Genomic DNA, 15,934 nt, shown 5'->3' with positions numbered 1-15,934 from the left:
GTTTCGCCGTTGGCTATTGGCCGGCGGCGGCGCGGCGCGGCAACTTCCAACCGGGACGCACGAAGTGGCAGGTGTACCCGTTGGGGTAGCGCTGCAGGTAGTCCTGGTGCTCGGGTTCGGCTTCCCAGAAATCACCCGCGGGGCTGACCTCGGTCACCACCTTGCCGGGCCACAGCCCCGACGCCTCCACGTCGGCGATGGTGTCCAGCGCGATCCGCTTCTGCTCGTCGTCGAGGTAGAAGATGGCCGAGCGGTAGCTGGTGCCCCGGTCGTTGCCCTGCCGGTTTTTCGTTGTCGGATCGTGGATCTGGAAGAAGAACTCCAACATCGTGCGGTAGTCGGTGGCCGCGGGGTCGTAGACGATTTCGATGGCCTCGGCGTGCGTCCCGTGGTTGCGGTAGGTCGCGTTGGGGACGTCGCCGCCCGTGTACCCGACCCGCGTCGAGATCACGCCGGGCTGCCTGCGGATCAGGTCCTGCATGCCCCAGAAGCAGCCGCCCGCGAGAATCGCCTTACCATACGCCGCCATGCTCGTCCTCCTTGCCGTCCGCTTACACCGCCCGATTATCCCGCATAATCGGCGCGGCTACCGGAGTCGCTGGTGAGAGCCGTCGCCCTCGCGCGCCGAGCGTGAAACGGCTGCAAAAATCGGCGAAAAACTCGCAGCAGTTTCGCGTTCTGCGGAAGGGCCGGGGACGCGGCCGCCCGGACCCCGGTGAGCCGACGCTCGACAAAGGTCAATAGAACGTGTTCTAGTTTCGGCATGACTACGCCGGCGTTCTCCCGCAGCGAGCTGGCTTCCGCGTTCGAGCAGTTCGAGGCGACGGTTGCCCGGGCCGCAGAAACGAGGGACTGGGACACCTGGGTCGAGCAGTACACACCCGACGTCGAGTACGTCGAGCACGCAGCGGGCACCATGCATGGCCGCGACGAGGTGCGCGATTGGATCCGGCAGACGATGACCACCTTCCCGGGCAGCCACATGGTCGCGTTCCCGACGTTGTGGTCGGTGATCGACGAGTCCACCGGGCGGGTGATCCTCGAACTGGACAACCCGATGCGTGACCCCGGCGACGGCAGCGTCATCAGCGCCACCAACATCACGATCATCACCTACGCCGGCGACGGCCAGTGGAGCCGCGAGGAAGACATCTACAACCCGCTGCGCTTCCTGCGCGCGGGAATGAAATGGTGCCGCAAGGCGCAGGCATTGGGCACCCTCGACGAGGACGCCGCGCGCTGGATGCAGCAATACGGAGGAGCCGAGTGAGCACGCATCCCAAGCTGGTGATCGGCGCGAACGGCTTTCTCGGTTCGCACGTCACCCGCCAGCTCGTCGGCGACGGGGCGGAGGTCCGCGCGATGGTGCGGCCGACCGCCAACACGCGGGCCATCGACGACCTCGAGCTCACCCGCTTTCGCGGCGACGTCTTCGACACCGCCACGTTGCGCGAGGCGATGGACGGCGTCGACGACGTCTACTACTGCGTCGTCGACACCCGCGCCTGGCTGCGCGACCCGGCGCCGCTGTTCCGCACCAACGTCGAAGGCCTGCGCAACGTCCTCGACGTCGCCGTCAAAGAACCCGGCCTGCGCAGGTTCGTCTTCACCAGCACCTACGCGACGGTGGGCCGGCGGCGCGGGCACGTGGCGACCGAGGAAGACAGGATCGGCTCGCGCCGGGTGTCCGCCTACGTCCAATCTCGGGTCCAGGCGGAAGATCTGGTGATGCGGTATGTGGCCGAGGCCGGGCTGCCGGCTGTCGCCATGTGCGTCTCGACCACCTACGGCGCCGGGGACTGGGGCCGCACCCCGCACGGCGCGTTCATCGCCGGCGCCGTGTTCGGCAAGCTGCCGTTCTTGATGGACGGCATCGAACTGGAAGTCGTGGGCGTCGACGATGCCGCCCGGGCCATGATCATCGCCGCCGAGCGCGGGCGCATCGGGGAGCGTTACCTGATCTCCGAGCGCATGATCGCGCTGAGCGACGTGGTGCGGATCGCCGCGGACGAGGCCGGTGTGCCGCCGCCGAGGCGGTCCATTCCGGTCCCGGTGCTCTATGCGCTCGGGGCGGTGGGCAGCCTCAGGGCGCGCATCACCGGCGAGGACGCCGAACTCAGCCTCGAGTCGGTGCGGATGATGCGCGCCGAGGCCCCCGTCGACCACGGCAAGGCGGTTCGCGAGCTGGGCTGGCAGCCGCGCCCGGTGGAGGAGTCCATCCGCGAGGCGGCCCGGTTCTGGGTCGCACTCAAGGACGCGCAGGGCGCGCGCAAAGGCGAGGCCGCCCAGGCCGATTAGGCCGCGGCTCGGGAAGCGTTGGGCCCGGGCCGTTGTTGCACGCTTTACCCGTGTCTGAGGAGGAACTCATGAGCCACCCGGAAATCAAGGAGCCCAGCGCCGGGCATCCGATCACCATCGAGCCGACGAAGGGCCGGGTTCAGGTCCGTGTCAACGGCGAGCTCGTAGCGGACACCACCGCTGCCCTGGAGTTGCGTGAGGCGACTTTGCCTGCGGTGCAATATATTCCGCTGGCAGACGTGGTGAGCGACCGGCTGACCCGCACCGACACCAGCACCCACTGCCCGTTCAAGGGGGACGCCAGCTACTACAGCCTGACCACGTCGGCCGGCGACACCGTCGACGATGTGATCTGGACGTACGAGCAGCCGTACCCGGCCGTGGCGGCGATCGCGGGGCACGTCGCCTTCTACCCCAACAAGGCGGAGATCAGCGTCTCGGCTCAGTAGGGCAGCCACCCCGGGAGCGCATCCTCGTGCGCTCTGGTGTCGCTGTATAGGCGCATCGAGACGATCAGGCCATCGCGGGTGTCGAAAATGCACACGAACGGGCTGTCGTATTCGGCGCCGTTGACGGTGGTGCCGCTGGCTTGCGCCTCCACGACCACCGTGTCTCCCTCGTTGACGCAACGCACCATGTCGATGGTGAGCTCGAGGTCCCGTTTGCGCCGCTCGATCGCTGCCCGGAAGGTCTCTTTGTCGCACGCCTTGCGCGTGGCGAGGGTCCAATAGGTGAAGTCGTCGCTGAGCAGCGCGAAGCCCTCATCGACGTCCCCGCCCTCGCTCGTACTCTGCAGGAACATCCAGGCCAGTTCGCCCTGCGGGTCATCGAACGGCGTTGCCACATCGCAATATTGTCTTGGACACGGTTGACGGTCAATCAGGGCGGTCTGGAGAGGACCTCGTGGAAAGCGCGCGCACGGTCACGTTCCCCGGGGCGGCCAGCTTCGGGCACACCCTGGCGCCCCTGCGCCGAGGGCCCCGGGACCCGAGCTTCCGGGTCACCGGCGACGGCTCCATCTGGCGAACCAGCCTGCTGCCGACCGGTCCCGTCACGGCGCGGATCACCCGCGCGGCCGCCAACGCCGCCCACTGTGTGGCGTGGGGCGGCGGGGCGCAGGAGTTCGTCGAAATGTTGCCGGCGCTGCTGGGCGCCCACGACGACGCCTCGGACTTCGTGCCGCGCGACCCTACCGTCGCCGCCGCCCACCGGCGCGTCCCGCACCTGCGGCTGGGCCGCACCGGACGGGTGCTGGAAGCCTTGATCCCGGCGATCATCGAGCAACGGGTCCCGGGCGCCGACGCGTTCCGGTCCTGGCGTCTGCTGGTCTCGAAGTACGGCACCCCGGCGCCCGGCCCGGCCCCGGCCGGGATGCGGGTGCCGCCCTCGGCCGAGGTTTGGCGGCACATCCCGTCGTGGGAATTCCATCGCGCCAACGTGGACCCACGACGAGCGCAGGCCGTGGTGAGCTGTGCGCGGCGGGCGCCGTCGCTGGAACGGCTCGTGTCGCGGCCGGGCGAACAGGCCCGCCAAGCGCTGACGTCCCTGCCGGGGGTCGGTGAGTGGACGGCCGCCGAAACCGCGCAGCGCGCATTCGGTGACGCCGACGCCGTGTCGGTGGGCGACTACCACATCCCGAAGATGATCGGCTGGACCCTGCTGGGCCGCCCGGTCGACGACGCGGTGATGCTCGAACTGCTCGAGCCGATGCGACCGCACCGTCACCGGGTGGTTCGGCTGCTCGAAGCCAGCGGACTGGCCTACGAGCCCCGGCGGGGCGCCCGGCTGCCGGTGCAGCACATCAGCGAGCTCTAGCCCGGGTTTCCGGCAACGGCCACCGGGTAACCCACCGAAAAGACCGTGTGCGAACCAGGGGAGGGATCGATGACGCAGTTCACCATTCCGGGTCTGACCGACAAACAGGCTGCGCGACTTACCGAATTGCTGCAAAAGCAACTCAGCACCTACAACGACCTTCACCTGACGCTCAAGCACATCCACTGGAACGTGGTGGGCCCCAACTTCATTGGCGTGCACGAGATGATCGACCCGCAGGTCGATGCGGTCCGCGGGTTCGCCGACGACGTCGCCGAGCGCATCGCGGCCCTGGGCGCATCGCCGCAGGGGACGCCGGGCGCCATCCTGAACGACCGCACGTGGGACGACTATTCGGTCGGCCGCGACTGCGTGCAGGCGCACCTGGCCGCGTTGGACCTCGTCTACACCGGCGTCATCGAAGACATCCGCAAATACATCGAGGAGACCGAGGAACTCGACAAGGTCACCCAGGACCTGCTGATCGATCAGGCCGGGCACCTGGAGAAGTTCCAGTGGTTCGTGCGGGCGCACCTGGAGAGCGCGGGCGGCAAGCTGACCCATGAGGGCTCGCCCACCGAACGGGACGCCGCGAGCAGCGCGCGCAGCACCCCCTAACGCGCGCGCTCGGCGGCCGCGGCCCCCCGGTTCAGCCGCTGTGCCTCGTAAATGGTGACGTTGGTGCGCGACATCACCAGCGCTGCGATCCCGACGGCCAGGATGGCTCCGGGCACCACCGAAAACGAGCCGGTCATCTCGGCGACCATGATCATGATCGCCAGCGGTGCGCGCGCGACGCTGCCGAAGCACGCCATCATCCCCACGACGACGAAGATGCCCGGTTCGTGCGGCACGCCGGGCAGGCCCGACAGCTCGCCCAGTCGCCAGACCGCGGCACCGACGAAGGCGCCGATGACGATCCCGGGGCCGAACAGGCCCCCGGAGCCGCCGGTGCCGATCGACAACGACGTGGCGACGATCTTGGCGATCGGCAGGATGACGACGATCCACATTGGGATCGCCATCAGCGAGCTGCGATCGGCGGCCAGCTGCGCCCAGCCGTAGCCGCTGCTGAGGATCTGGGGAATCACCAGGCCCAACAGGCCGACGAGGAGTCCGCCCAGCGCCGGCTTCAGCACCGGCCCGCCCGGCAGCCGATGGGTGAGCCGCACCGTGGTGTGGAAGGTGCGGGCATACAGGTAGCCGACGGCTGCCGCAGCAAGGCCGATCACCACGAACCACAGCAACGGCCAGGATTTCTCGAACCGGTACTCGGCGTCGATGTAGCCGAACAGCGGATCGAAGCCCAGGAACGCCCCGAGCACCGCGTAGGCCGTCCCCGAGGTGATGAAGCCGGGCAGCAGGAAGCGGTAGTCGAAATCGTCGCGGTAGGGGATCGAGGCTGCGAGGACCGCGCCGCCCAGCGGCGCGGCGAAGATCGCGCCGATGCCCGCGCCGATGCCGAGCGCCACCGCCGTCCGGCCGTCCTCGTCGGACAGGTGCAGCCGCCGGGTGAGCAGCGAGGAGAAGCCGGCGGAGATCTGCGCCGTCGGGCCTTCGCGGCCGGCCGAACCGCCCGAGCCGATGGTCAGCGCGCTGGCCACCATTTTCACCAGCACCGCCCGGAAGCGGATGGCGCGGGGATCACCGTGCACCGCCTGGATGGCTTCGTCGGTCCCGTGACCGGTGGCCTCCGGGGCCAGTTTCGCCACGATGAATGCCGACAGCAACGCGCCTCCCGTCGTCACCAGCGGGAGCGCCCACGGGCGCTGAAAGCCCGCCGACCCGTGGCTGCCGCCCTCACCGACCGGCGTCGGTAGGTGGTAGCCCGCCAGGTAGCCCAGCAGGAACTCGGCGGTGTACTTGAGGACGAAATAGAAGACGACGGCCCCCAGGCCGGCGATGAAACCGATCGTGACGCCCAGTAGCAACCACTTCTGCAGGTAGCCCGACTTGCGGATCGAGGCCCCGAATCGTCCGCCGGCGGCGGGTCCGGAGGCCACCGGCGCCACTTGGGACTCCGTGGGCCGGGGTTCGTCGTCCGTGTGTTCGCTCACGGCGCCGACCTGACCCCAAGCACCACGTCATCTTAGGCGGACCGAAACCCGCGGAATAATCGGACCAGAGTCCGGTTATAGCGGTCAGCACTTGTCGAAGGAGGGCAAACATGCCGGCTATCACCGCAAACACGCTCACGTTGCCGCGCGTCGGCGCTGCAGGTCCGGGCGACACCGAACGGCCGGTCCGATCGATCACCACCGGCCCGCGCGGCTACGAGGGTGAGGGCTTCCCGGTGGTCCGCGCGTTCGCCGGGGTCAGCACCGCCGCGCTGGATCCGTTTGTGCACATGGACCAGATGGGCGAGGTCGAGTACCAGCCCGGCGAGCCCGGGGCACCGACTGGCATCCGCACCGCGGCTTCGAAACCGTCACTTACATGATCGACGGCAAATTCGCACACCAGGATTCCCACGGCGGCGGGGGATTGATCACCGACGGCGCGACGCAGTGGATGACGGCCGGATCGGGCATTCTGCACATCGAAACCCCGCCGGCCGAACTGGTGGAAAGCGGCGGCGTCTTCCACGGCATCCAGCTCTGGGTGAATCTGCCGAAGCGGGACAAATTCGCCCCGCCCCGGTATCAGGCGATCGAAGGCGACGACGCAGCACTGCTCGCGTCGGACGACGGCGGAGCGCTGCTCCGCATCATCGCGGGCGAGATCGACGGGCACCGCGGTCCGGGCATCACCCACACGCCGATCACGTTGGCGCACGCGACAATTGAAACTGGCGCCCGGCTCAACATCCCGTGGCGGCGCGACTTCAATGCGCTGGTATATGCGCTGTCCGGGAGCGGGTACGTCGGCCCCGTCGCCCACCCGATTCGCTCAGGGCAATTGGCTGTCCTCGGACCCGGTGATCGGATCACTGTGGGGGCTCACCGGGAGGGAATTGATGTGCTGCTGCTCGGCGGGCAACCGATTCGCGAACCGGTATTCCACTATGGGCCTTTCGTGATGAACACGCGCGCGGAATTGGTCGAGGCACTGCAGGACTACCAGGCCGGAAAGTTCGGCAGCGTTCCGCCAAATGCTTTAATGCCGCACCGTGGCGGTGGCACACTTTAGTAATGTCGCAAACGGCGGGTCGCAGGCCCGGGCGCCCGCCTGCCGCCAAGGCCGACGAGACGCGGCAACGGATCATCCAGGCCGCTCGTCTGGTGTTCAGCGAGCGCGGCTACGACGGCGCGACGTTCCAGGCCATCGCCGCCCGCGCCGACCTGACCAGGCCCGCGATCAACCACTACTTCTCCAGCAAGCGGGCGCTGTTTCGGGCGGTGCTGGACGAAACCAACGAATTCGTCATCGGCGCCGGTATCAAACAGGCGGAGCGCGAGACCACGCTGATGGGCAGGCTGACGGCGTTCATCTCCGCAGCGGTGCGCGCCAATTCCGAAAATCCCGCCGGATCCGCGTTCTTAATCAGCGCTGTGCTGGAATTCCAGCGGCACCCGGAATTGCACAGAACCGACAACGATTCCGTCCGGCTCAGTCGGGAATTCCTGATGCATGTCGTCAGCGATGCGATCGAGCGCGGTGAGGTCGTCCCCGGTATCGATCCGTCGGCCTTGGTCGAGACGCTGCTCGTGGTGATCTGCGGAGTGGGTCTCTATTCCGGTTACGTCCGCAGCTACCAGGAGATGTTGGCCGTCACCGGAATGCTGCGGCAGCTCTTGGAAGGCGCGCTCTGGCGTCCCACGCCCTGATCGGCCGGTCGCCGATCCGACCCCAGTGAAGTTGCGCACAAAGCGCATAGGCTAACTAACTTATTCGGTAGCATGGTCGGGTCATGACTGATGTAGATGCATCGTTACCACCTTCATTGCGGACCGCCGGCGACAGCTGGGCCATCACCGAGCTGGTCGGCGCCACGGCGTTGGGCGTCGCGGCGGCGCGCGCGGTCGAGACCGCCGGCGCCGATCCGCTGATCCACGACGAGTTCGCTCGCCTGTTGGTGTCGTCGGCCGGTCCGGCGTGGGAACGGCTGGCCGACCCCGAGCTCGCCTGGCTGGACGGCGACCCGGAGGGGAAACGCGCGCACCGGCTGGGGATCGACTACCAGGCGGTCCGGACCCACTACTTCGACGACTATTTCGCGAGCGCGGTCGCCGCCGGGATTCGCCAGGTCGTGGTCCTGGCCGCCGGGCTCGATTCGCGGGCCTACCGGTTGACGTGGCCGCCGGGCACCGCGGTGTACGAGATCGACCAGCCCAAGGTGCTGGAGTACAAGACCGGGATTCTGGAGCAGCATGGCGCGGTGCCAGCAGCGACCCGGCGCCCCGTCCCGATCGATCTGCGCGACGATTGGCCGGCGGCGCTGACCGACGCCGGATTCGACCGCGCCCGGCCGACGGCGTGGTTGGCCGAGGGCCTGCTGCCGTACCTGCCGAGCGACGCCCAGGACCGGCTTTTCGAAATGTTCACCGCGCTCAGCGCGCCCGGCAGCCAGGTTGCCGTCGAGGTGTTCGGGATGAACTCGCGCAGCAACTCCCAGCGCTGGCTGCGCATGCGCGAACGCCTCGGCCTGGACGTGAACGTCCAGGCGCTGACCTATCACGAGCCCGATCGCACGGACCCCGTTGCGTGGCTGGCCGACCACGGCTGGCGGGTGGCCGGCGTGGACAACCGCGACGAGATGGCCCGACTGGGCCGACCGGTTCCCGACGACCTGGCCGACGAGGCGGTCCGCAGCACCTTGCTGCGGGCGCGTCTCGGCGGACCGGCTGACTGATCCAAGGAGCAAACGCGATGAGCTCACTACGCACCCACGACGACACCTGGGACATCAAGACCAGCGTCGGCAGCACCGCGGTCATGGTCGCCGCGGCCCGCGCCGTCGAAACCGAACGGCCCGACGCGCTGATCCGCGACCCGTACGCCAAGCTCCTTGTCACCAGCTCGGGCGCCGGCGTCCTGTGGGAGGCCATGCTCGACCCCGAGATCGCTGCCAAGGTGGAGGCCCTCGACGAGGATTCCGCGGCCCACCTCCACCACATGCGCGGCTACCAGGCGGTGCGGACGCACTTCTTCGACACCTTCTTCAAAGACGCCGTCGCCGACGGAATCCGCCAGATCGTCATCCTGGCGTCGGGGCTCGATTCCCGCGCCTACCGCCTGGACTGGCCGGCCGGCACGACGGTTTACGAGATCGACCAGCCCCAGGTGCTGGCGTACAAGTCCACGACTCTTGCGCAGAACGGCGTGACGCCCTCGGCCGATCGGCGCGAGGTGGCGATCGACCTGCGTCAGGACTGGCCTGCCGCGCTGCGCGCCGCCGGCTTCGACCCCACCCAGCGCACCGCGTGGCTGGCCGAGGGGTTGCTGATGTATCTGCCCGCCGAGGCCCAGGACCGGTTGTTCACCCTGATCGGCGAGCTGAGCCCGCCCGGAAGCCGGGTCTCGGCCGAAACCGCACCCAACCACGCCGACGAGCGGCGACAGCAGATGCGGGAACGCTTCAAGAGGGTGGCCGACGAGATCGGCATCGAGCACACCGTCGACGTCGGCGAGTTGATGTACCGGGACGACCACCGCGCGGACGTCACCGACTGGCTCAACCAGCACGGCTGGCGCGCGACGGCGGAGCACTCGGTCGATGCGATGCGCCGGCTGGGCCGCTTCGTCGAGAACGTCCCGCTCGCCGACGACAAGGACGCGTTCTCCGACTTCGTCGTCGCGGAACGGTTGTAGATGCCGCGCACCGCGGACGATTCCTGGGACATCGCCACCAGCGTCGGGGCGACCGCGGTGATGGTCGCGCTAGCCCGGGCCGCCGAGACGGCCGGCTCGGAGCCGCTGATCTCCGATCGGTTCGCCGAGGTGCTGGTGTCCACTCCCGAACTCGAGGGGGTTCGGGAGCAGGTTGCCGCCTGGTGGACCCCGGAACCCGATGACGAGGCCGCCGATTTCACCGTCGACTCCCGGAACATGATCGATTACCAGGCCGTGCGGACCCACTTCTTCGACGCGTACTTCGCCGAGGCGGTCGCGGCCGGGATCCGGCAGGTGGTGATCCTCGCGGCCGGCCTGGACTCGCGCGCCTACCGGCTGGACTGGCCCGACGGCACCGTCGTCTACGAGATCGACCTACCCAAGGTGCTCGAGTACAAGGCCGACACCCTGGCCGCCCACGGGGCGGCCCCTGTCGTCGACCGTCGCCCGGTGCCGGTGGACCTCCGCCACGATTGGCCCGGGGCGCTGCGCGACGCCGGCTTCGACGAGACCCGTCCGACGGCCTGGCTGGCCGAGGGGTTGCTGCCGTTCCTGCCGGCGGGTGCCCAGGAGGCCATGTTCGCGTCGATCGACGCCCTGAGCGGATCGGGCAGCCGGGTGGCGGTGGAAATCTTCGGCGTCGACCGGGAGAAGCGTCGCGAGGCGGAGCAGAGGTGGCAGGAGTTGCGGGCCAAGCGCGAAGCGCGCGGGCAGGACACCTCGTTCAACCCGTTCGACCTCTGGTTCGACGACGAGGGCCGGCCCGAGCCCGCCGACTGGTTCGGCGCCCACGGCTGGACGACGCGCGCGGTGAGCGCCCGCGAGGAGGGGCTGCGGCTGGGAAGGGCGCCACGGTCGGAGGACAGGCCGTTCACCAACAGCTTTGTGACGGCCACCAAACCCTGATAAGGCCGGCGCTCGCCTCGGCACCGTTGCTTACCGCAATCGCCCTACGGCTCGCGGCTGCTGTTACCGCGAAATCCCCGGGTGGTCAGTCACAATGGTGACTCGTTATGAGCAGCAACGAATCTGGTTCGTCGCGCCGCGTGGTGGTGTTGAAAGGGCGGCTGATCGCCAGCCTCGCTTCGGCTTTCGTGATGGCCGTGACCGGTGTCGGCTGGACGGGTTACCACACGACATTGGGCAGGATCATCATTTCCCACGCCCTTCCGGATGCGGCGACGCCGCCCGGTGTGGATCAGAACATTCTGCTGATGGGTCTGGACAGTCGCCTGGATCAAAACGGGCGGCCGCTTCCGCAGGAGATGTATGACGCGCTGCATGCCGGTGACGAAACCGCGGGCGGCTACAACGCGAATGTGTTGATCATCGTGCACATTTCGGGCGGTGATGGGCCAGTCACCGCGGTATCGATTCCTCGCGACGACTATGTGGATCTGCCGGGCTGCCCAGGATCGGTCTGCAAGGGCAAGGTCAAGCAAGCATACGGGCTGGCGTATCAGCAGTCTTTGGACTCGCAGGCCGCCGGCCATTCGGACGGTCCGGGCGCGACCGACCTCGCGGCTCGCGAGCAGTCCGCCCGCGAGTCCGGCCGCAAGGCCGAAATCGCTACCGTGACCGATCTATTGGGGATCTCGCTCGACCATTTCGTCGAGGTCACCCTGGGGGCATTCTTCCAGATTGCCAAGGTCGTCGAGCCGATCACAGTGTGCCTCAGTGGGGATACGGTGGACGGCTATTCGGGTGCCGACTTCCACCAAGGGGTTCAGCGGATCGATGCGGCGCAGGCGATGGCCTTCGTTCGGCAGCGGCGCGATGAAAACGACGGCTCTTTCACGGACTTCGACCGGACGCGTCGACAGCAGGCGTTCCTCGTGTCGTTGGTGAAAGCCGCCCGGGACGGCGGTGCCCTGTCAAGCCCGAGCGCCCTGCGAAAACTGCTTGAGGTGGCCCGCGACAACGTCGCCGTCGACGCCGGGTTGGATCTCGTCGATTTTGCGGCGCGGGCCTCGCGACTGAGCGGGAGGCCGATGTCGTTCTACACCCTGCCGATCTCCGGTTTCGGCAGGGATCCGAATGGGTCCGACGTCAACCTGGTCGACGTTGCCGCCATCCGGCGGATCGTTGACGGCCGATTCTTCTCGGACACTCCGGGCGCCGCGGAACCCGCGCCATCGACCACGCCACCATCGCCCGCGTTGTCGCAACCCCTGGTGCTCGACGTCGTGAACGGCACGTCGCGCGACGGACTGGCCGCCGCGATCGAGGATGCGTTGAGCGTCCGTGGCTTTACCCGGGGGAGCGCGACCACTGCCACGACCCCGGTGGTTGACAGCGTCGTCGAGTACGGGTCGGGAGCCGACGAGGGCGGACGCATGCTGGCGGAGGAACTGCGCGTACCCGCAACCGCGGCGGACACCGTGCCGGCGGGAACCGTTCGGTTGACGGTGGGCACGGGCTTTCCGGCAAATGACTACCTCGCCCATCCCGGTGCTACGGTCGACGGCTCGTCATCCGGGCAGGTGACGGCGGTTGCCGCCACTGGCACCGGCGCTCACGCCCCGGCGCCGACCGACCTCAGCCAGATGTCCGCGACGAGCATCCCCTGCGTCAAGTAGCTGTCGTCGGGCCCGGGGGTTTGGCCGGGGCGGATCCTTCCTATTGCTCCCCCAACCGGATGGTTAGGATCGCGGTTAACACCGATGAGCGGTCGCCCGCATTGCAGCGGGCAATTCTGCTCGGGAAGGACAACGATGACCACCGAATCGGTTGCACCGAAGACCGCGGAATCCAAGGAATCCACGAACGGCGCGGCAGCCCAGCCGGTCGACATCCCCGCCACGGTGGCCCGGCTTCGCAAGACGTTCGCCTCCGGCCGCACCCGCGATATCGAATGGCGCAGGCGCCAGTTGCTTCAGCTGGCGAAGCTGATGGAGGAGAACGAGGCCGCGATCACGGCAGCGCTCGCCGAAGACCTGGACCGCAAGCCCTTCGAGGCGTACATCGCCGACATCGCAACCACGGCCGGTGAGGCGAAATACGCGGCCAAGCACGTGCGCAGGTGGACGCGCCGGCGCTATCAATTGCTGGAGATGGCGCAGCTGCCCGGCCGCGGCTGGGTGGAATACGAGCCGTATGGCACCGTGCTGATCATCGGCGCGTGGAATTACCCGTTCTACCTGACGCTGGGTCCGGCGGCCGGCGCGATCGCCGCCGGAAACGCCGTCATCCTCAAGCCCTCGGAGATCGCCGCGGCCTCCGCACACTTGATGGCCGAGCTGGTGCCGCGCTACCTCGACAACGACGCGATCGCCGTGGTCGAGGGCGACGGCTCGGTCAGCCAGGAGCTCATCGCCCAGGGCCTGGACCGCCTGCTGTTCACCGGCGGCACCGAGATCGGCCGCAAGGTCTACCAGGGCGCGGCGCCGCACCTGACCCCGTGCACGCTGGAGCTCGGCGGCAAGAGCCCGGTGATCGTGGCCGCCGACGCCGATGTCGATGTCGCGGCCAAGCGGATCGCCTGGATCAAAGTGCTCAACGCCGGACAGACGTGCGTCGCGCCCGACTATGTGCTGGCCGACGCAAAGATCCGCGACGAGCTGGTCGGCAAGATCGCCGACGCCATTTCCAAGTACGAAGCCGACCACCCGGACGGGATGCGGATCGTCAATCAACGCCAGTTCGACCGGCTGACCGGTTACCTGGCTGAGACGAAGGGTGAGGTCGCGGTCGGCGGCGGCTTCGGCGCCTCGGATCTGCGCATCCACCCGACCGTCGTCGTCGATCCGGCTCCGGACGAGCCGCTGATGACAGAGGAGATCTTCGGCCCGATCCTGCCGGTGATCACCGTTCAATCCCTGGACGACGCAATACGTTTCATCAACTCGCGGCCCAAGCCGCTGTCCGCCTACCTGTTCACCAAGTCGCGCGACGTCCGCGAGCGGGTGATCAAGGAGGTGCCCGCCGGCGGCATGCTGGTCAATCACCTCGCGTTCCAGGTGTCGACGGCCAAGCTGCCGTTCGGCGGCGTCGGCGCCTCGGGCATGGGCGCCTACCACGGCAAGTACGGCTTCGAGGAGTTCAGCCACCGCAAGTCGGTGCTGACCAAGCCGACCCGGCCGGACCTGTCCAGCTTGATCTACCCGCCCTACACCGAGCGGGCCTTCAAGATGGCCCGCAAGCTCTTCTAGCACCAAATCGAATTCCCTTATGCGCCAATTCCTTTAAACAGGAGAGAGGAACCTGATGCCCGGAGTGCAGGATCGCGTCATCGTCGTCACCGGAGCGGGTGGGGGATTGGGCCGTGAATACGCCCTCACGCTCGCCCGCGAGGGCGCGAGCGTCGTCGTCAACGACCTCGGCGGAGCCCGTGACGGCACGGGTGCCGGCCACAACATGGCCGACGAGGTGGTCAAGGAGATCAAGGACGCGGGCGGTCGGGCGGCCGCCAACTACGACAGCGTCGCCGACCCCGAGGGCGCCGAGAACATGATCAAGACCGCACTCGACGAATTCGGCGCCGTGCACGGTGTGGTGAGTAACGCCGGCATCCTGCGCGACGGCACCTTCCACAAGATGACCTCCGAGAACTGGGACGCGGTGCTCAAGGTGCACCTTTACGGCGGCTACAACGTGATCCGCGCCGCCTGGCCGCATTTCCGCGAGCAGAGCTACGGCCGTGTGGTCGTCGCCACCTCCACGAGCGGTCTGTTCGGCAACTTCGGGCAGACGAACTACGGGGCGGCCAAGCTCGGTCTGGTCGGCCTGATCAACACGCTGGCGCTGGAAGGCGCCAAGTACAACATCAAGGCCAACGCGATCGCCCCGATCGCGGCCACCAGGATGACCGAGGACATCCTTCCGAAGGAGGTGCTCGAGAAGCTCACCCCCGAGTACGTCGCACCGGTGGTGGCCTACCTGTGCACCGAGGAATGTTCCGACAGCGCTTCGGTATTCGTTGTCGGCGGCGGCAAGGTGCAGCGGGTCGCGCTGTTCGAGAACCAGGGCGTCAACTTCGACAAGCCGCCGTCGGTGGACGACGTCGCCTCGCACTGGACGGAGATCACCGACCTGTCCTCGGCGCAGAAGGCCGGCTTCAAGCTGTAAGGCGATGAAAGCCTGTGTGGTGCAAGAGCTGTCCGGCCCGGACGGCATGGTCTTCACCGATATCGAGGATGTCGCCGAGGACGGCAACCATGTCGTCATCGACGTCCGGGCCGCCGGGGTATGTTTTCCCGACCTGCTGCTGGCCAAGGGCGAGTACCAGCTGAAGTTGCCCCCGCCGTTCGTCCCCGGCATGGAGGCCGCCGGGGTGGTGCGTTCGGCGCCGGAGGGGTCGGGTTTCCGGGTGGGCGAGCGGGTTTCGGCATTCGGGATCCTGGGCGCCTACGCCGAGCAGGTGGCCGTTCCGGTGCCCAACGTGATGCGCAGCCCCACGGAACTCGATGACGCCGAAGCGGTGTCCCTGCTGGTCAACTACAACACCATGTATTTCGCGCTGGCCCGTCGCGCCGCGATGCGGCCGGGTGACACGGTCCTGGTGCTGGGCGCCGCCGGCGGCGTGGGCACCGCGGCGATCCAGGTCGCCCAGGCGATGGGCGCAAAGCAGGTGCTGGCCGTCGTGCACCGCGAGGCGGCGACCGACTATGTCGCTTCGCTGGGCGCCGACCTGGTGGTGCCGTTGGTCGACGGCTGGGCCGACCGGGTGCGTGACTACACCCACGGCCGTGGGGTGGACATCGTCGTCGACCCGATCGGCGGGCCGGCCTTCGACGACGCGGTGCGCGTCCTTGCGATCGACGGCAAGCTGCTGGTGATCGGCTTCGCCGCCGGCGGCATCCCCACCGTCAAGGTCAACCGGCTGCTGCTGCGCAACGTCAGCGTGGTGGGCGTCGCGTGGGGCGAGTACCTGAACAAGGTCCCGGGTTCGGCCGCGCTGTTCTCCTGGGGGCTGAGCCAGTTGGTTTTCCTCGGGCTGAAACCGCCTCCGCCGCAGCGCTATCCGCTTTCGGAGGGTGCGGTCGCGTTGCAGAGCCTGGCCGACGGCGGCGTGCTCGGCAAGGTCGTGCTGGAGCCGTAATTGAGCGCG

16 protein-coding genes and 1 pseudogene are annotated in these 15,934 nt (G+C 68.1%); 14 read left to right on the top strand and 3 right to left on the bottom strand.

Going from position 1 to position 15,934, the window contains the following annotated elements; all coding sequences use genetic code 11:
* Window positions 1–13 precede the first annotated feature (13 nt).
* Complete coding sequence (msrA, locus tag A5705_RS25710; protein ID WP_067883962.1) at window positions 14–529, bottom strand: peptide-methionine (S)-S-oxide reductase MsrA; 516 nt, start codon at window positions 527–529, stop codon at window positions 14–16.
* A gap of 234 nt (window positions 530–763) precedes the next feature.
* Between msrA and A5705_RS25705 the strand changes: the two genes are divergently transcribed.
* From A5705_RS25705 to A5705_RS25695, 3 genes are all read left to right on the top strand, one after another.
* Window positions 764–1,270, top strand: a complete 507-nt coding sequence (locus tag A5705_RS25705; RefSeq protein WP_067883961.1) for a nuclear transport factor 2 family protein — start codon at window positions 764–766, stop codon at window positions 1,268–1,270.
* Window positions 1,267–2,298 (top strand): NAD-dependent epimerase/dehydratase family protein, encoded by a 1,032-nt coding sequence (locus tag A5705_RS25700; protein ID WP_067883959.1) that lies wholly within the window; start codon window positions 1,267–1,269, stop codon window positions 2,296–2,298. The genes A5705_RS25705 and A5705_RS25700 overlap by 4 nt, the downstream gene beginning before the upstream one ends.
* A gap of 68 nt (window positions 2,299–2,366) precedes the next feature.
* Window positions 2,367–2,747 carry a DUF427 domain-containing protein gene (locus A5705_RS25695; protein ID WP_067883957.1) on the top strand — a complete coding sequence of 127 codons (381 nt, stop codon included), beginning with the start codon at window positions 2,367–2,369 and terminating at the stop codon, window positions 2,745–2,747.
* Here A5705_RS25695 and A5705_RS25690 read toward each other — a convergent pair.
* Complete coding sequence (locus A5705_RS25690) at window positions 2,741–3,142, bottom strand: nuclear transport factor 2 family protein (RefSeq protein WP_067883955.1); 402 nt, start codon at window positions 3,140–3,142, stop codon at window positions 2,741–2,743. The genes A5705_RS25695 and A5705_RS25690 overlap by 7 nt on opposite strands.
* Before the next feature lie 59 nt (window positions 3,143–3,201).
* Between A5705_RS25690 and A5705_RS25685 the strand changes: the two genes are divergently transcribed.
* Together A5705_RS25685 and A5705_RS25680 are read left to right on the top strand one after the other, a co-directional pair.
* Window positions 3,202–4,113 carry a DNA-3-methyladenine glycosylase gene (locus A5705_RS25685; RefSeq protein WP_068280859.1) on the top strand — a complete coding sequence of 304 codons (912 nt, stop codon included), beginning with the start codon at window positions 3,202–3,204 and terminating at the stop codon, window positions 4,111–4,113.
* A gap of 69 nt (window positions 4,114–4,182) precedes the next feature.
* Window positions 4,183–4,731, top strand: coding sequence for a Dps family protein (locus A5705_RS25680; protein WP_068280856.1), 549 nt, complete (start codon window positions 4,183–4,185; stop codon window positions 4,729–4,731).
* Here the strand turns inward: A5705_RS25680 and A5705_RS25675 are convergent.
* Window positions 4,728–6,125 (bottom strand): chloride channel protein, encoded by a 1,398-nt coding sequence (locus A5705_RS25675; protein WP_068281060.1) that lies wholly within the window; start codon window positions 6,123–6,125, stop codon window positions 4,728–4,730. The genes A5705_RS25680 and A5705_RS25675 overlap by 4 nt on opposite strands.
* Window positions 6,126–6,280: 155 nt before the next feature.
* On the opposite strand from A5705_RS25675, the pseudogene A5705_RS25670 reads away from it, so the two are divergent.
* The 9 genes and pseudogenes from A5705_RS25670 to A5705_RS25630 all read left to right on the top strand — a co-directional run bounded on the left by A5705_RS25670 (window position 6,281) and on the right by A5705_RS25630 (window position 15,925).
* A pseudogene (locus A5705_RS25670) lies at window positions 6,281–7,242 on the top strand (pirin family protein).
* A 2-nt stretch (window positions 7,243–7,244) separates the two neighbouring features.
* On the top strand, window positions 7,245–7,880 hold the full coding sequence (locus A5705_RS25665; RefSeq protein ID WP_067883949.1) for a TetR/AcrR family transcriptional regulator: 636 nt from the start codon (window positions 7,245–7,247) through the stop codon (window positions 7,878–7,880).
* Window positions 7,881–7,963: 83 nt separating this feature from the next.
* Window positions 7,964–8,905 (top strand): class I SAM-dependent methyltransferase, encoded by a 942-nt coding sequence (locus tag A5705_RS25660; RefSeq protein WP_067883947.1) that lies wholly within the window; start codon window positions 7,964–7,966, stop codon window positions 8,903–8,905.
* 17 nt (window positions 8,906–8,922) lie between these two features.
* Window positions 8,923–9,864, top strand: coding sequence for a class I SAM-dependent methyltransferase (locus A5705_RS25655; RefSeq protein WP_067883945.1), 942 nt, complete (start codon window positions 8,923–8,925; stop codon window positions 9,862–9,864).
* A complete protein-coding gene (locus A5705_RS25650; protein WP_067883943.1) occupies window positions 9,865–10,791 on the top strand; it encodes a class I SAM-dependent methyltransferase in 927 nt (308 codons plus the stop codon). It begins immediately after the preceding gene.
* A gap of 107 nt (window positions 10,792–10,898) precedes the next feature.
* Complete coding sequence (locus A5705_RS25645) at window positions 10,899–12,464, top strand: LCP family protein (protein WP_067883941.1); 1,566 nt, start codon at window positions 10,899–10,901, stop codon at window positions 12,462–12,464.
* 135 nt (window positions 12,465–12,599) lie between these two features.
* A complete protein-coding gene (locus A5705_RS25640; protein ID WP_067883940.1) occupies window positions 12,600–14,036 on the top strand; it encodes an aldehyde dehydrogenase family protein in 1,437 nt (478 codons plus the stop codon).
* 55 nt (window positions 14,037–14,091) lie between these two features.
* Window positions 14,092–14,952 (top strand): SDR family oxidoreductase, encoded by an 861-nt coding sequence (locus A5705_RS25635; RefSeq protein WP_067883938.1) that lies wholly within the window; start codon window positions 14,092–14,094, stop codon window positions 14,950–14,952.
* Between the two features lie 4 nt (window positions 14,953–14,956).
* Window positions 14,957–15,925 carry an NADPH:quinone oxidoreductase family protein gene (locus A5705_RS25630; RefSeq protein WP_068280853.1) on the top strand — a complete coding sequence of 323 codons (969 nt, stop codon included), beginning with the start codon at window positions 14,957–14,959 and terminating at the stop codon, window positions 15,923–15,925.
* Window positions 15,926–15,934: the final 9 nt, after the last annotated feature.

It is taken from the genome of Mycobacterium sp. E787 (genome assembly GCF_001668725.1).
GTDB lineage: Bacteria > Actinomycetota > Actinomycetes > Mycobacteriales > Mycobacteriaceae > Mycobacterium.
The sequence above is the reverse complement of the archived record's forward strand: the minus strand, read 5'-3'. Positions and strand labels throughout refer to the sequence as shown.

Bases quoted from the DNA above. Each gene is read 5' to 3' on its own strand.
- msrA (WP_067883962.1), bottom strand. From the start codon at position 529: ATGGCGGCGTATGGTAAGGCGATTCTCGCGGGCGGCTGCTTCTGGGGC.
- A5705_RS25705 (WP_067883961.1), top strand. From the start codon at position 764: ATGACTACGCCGGCGTTCTCCCGCAGCGAGCTGGCTTCCGCGTTCGAG.
- A5705_RS25695 (WP_067883957.1), top strand. From the start codon at position 2,367: ATGAGCCACCCGGAAATCAAGGAGCCCAGCGCCGGGCATCCGATCACC.
- A5705_RS25680 (WP_068280856.1), top strand. From the start codon at position 4,183: ATGACGCAGTTCACCATTCCGGGTCTGACCGACAAACAGGCTGCGCGA.
- A5705_RS25665 (WP_067883949.1), top strand. From the start codon at position 7,245: ATGTCGCAAACGGCGGGTCGCAGGCCCGGGCGCCCGCCTGCCGCCAAG.
- A5705_RS25660 (WP_067883947.1), top strand. From the start codon at position 7,964: ATGACTGATGTAGATGCATCGTTACCACCTTCATTGCGGACCGCCGGC.
- A5705_RS25655 (WP_067883945.1), top strand. From the start codon at position 8,923: ATGAGCTCACTACGCACCCACGACGACACCTGGGACATCAAGACCAGC.
- A5705_RS25650 (WP_067883943.1), top strand. From the start codon at position 9,865: ATGCCGCGCACCGCGGACGATTCCTGGGACATCGCCACCAGCGTCGGG.
- A5705_RS25645 (WP_067883941.1), top strand. From the start codon at position 10,899: ATGAGCAGCAACGAATCTGGTTCGTCGCGCCGCGTGGTGGTGTTGAAA.
- A5705_RS25640 (WP_067883940.1), top strand. From the start codon at position 12,600: ATGACCACCGAATCGGTTGCACCGAAGACCGCGGAATCCAAGGAATCC.
- A5705_RS25635 (WP_067883938.1), top strand. From the start codon at position 14,092: ATGCCCGGAGTGCAGGATCGCGTCATCGTCGTCACCGGAGCGGGTGGG.
- A5705_RS25630 (WP_068280853.1), top strand. From the start codon at position 14,957: ATGAAAGCCTGTGTGGTGCAAGAGCTGTCCGGCCCGGACGGCATGGTC.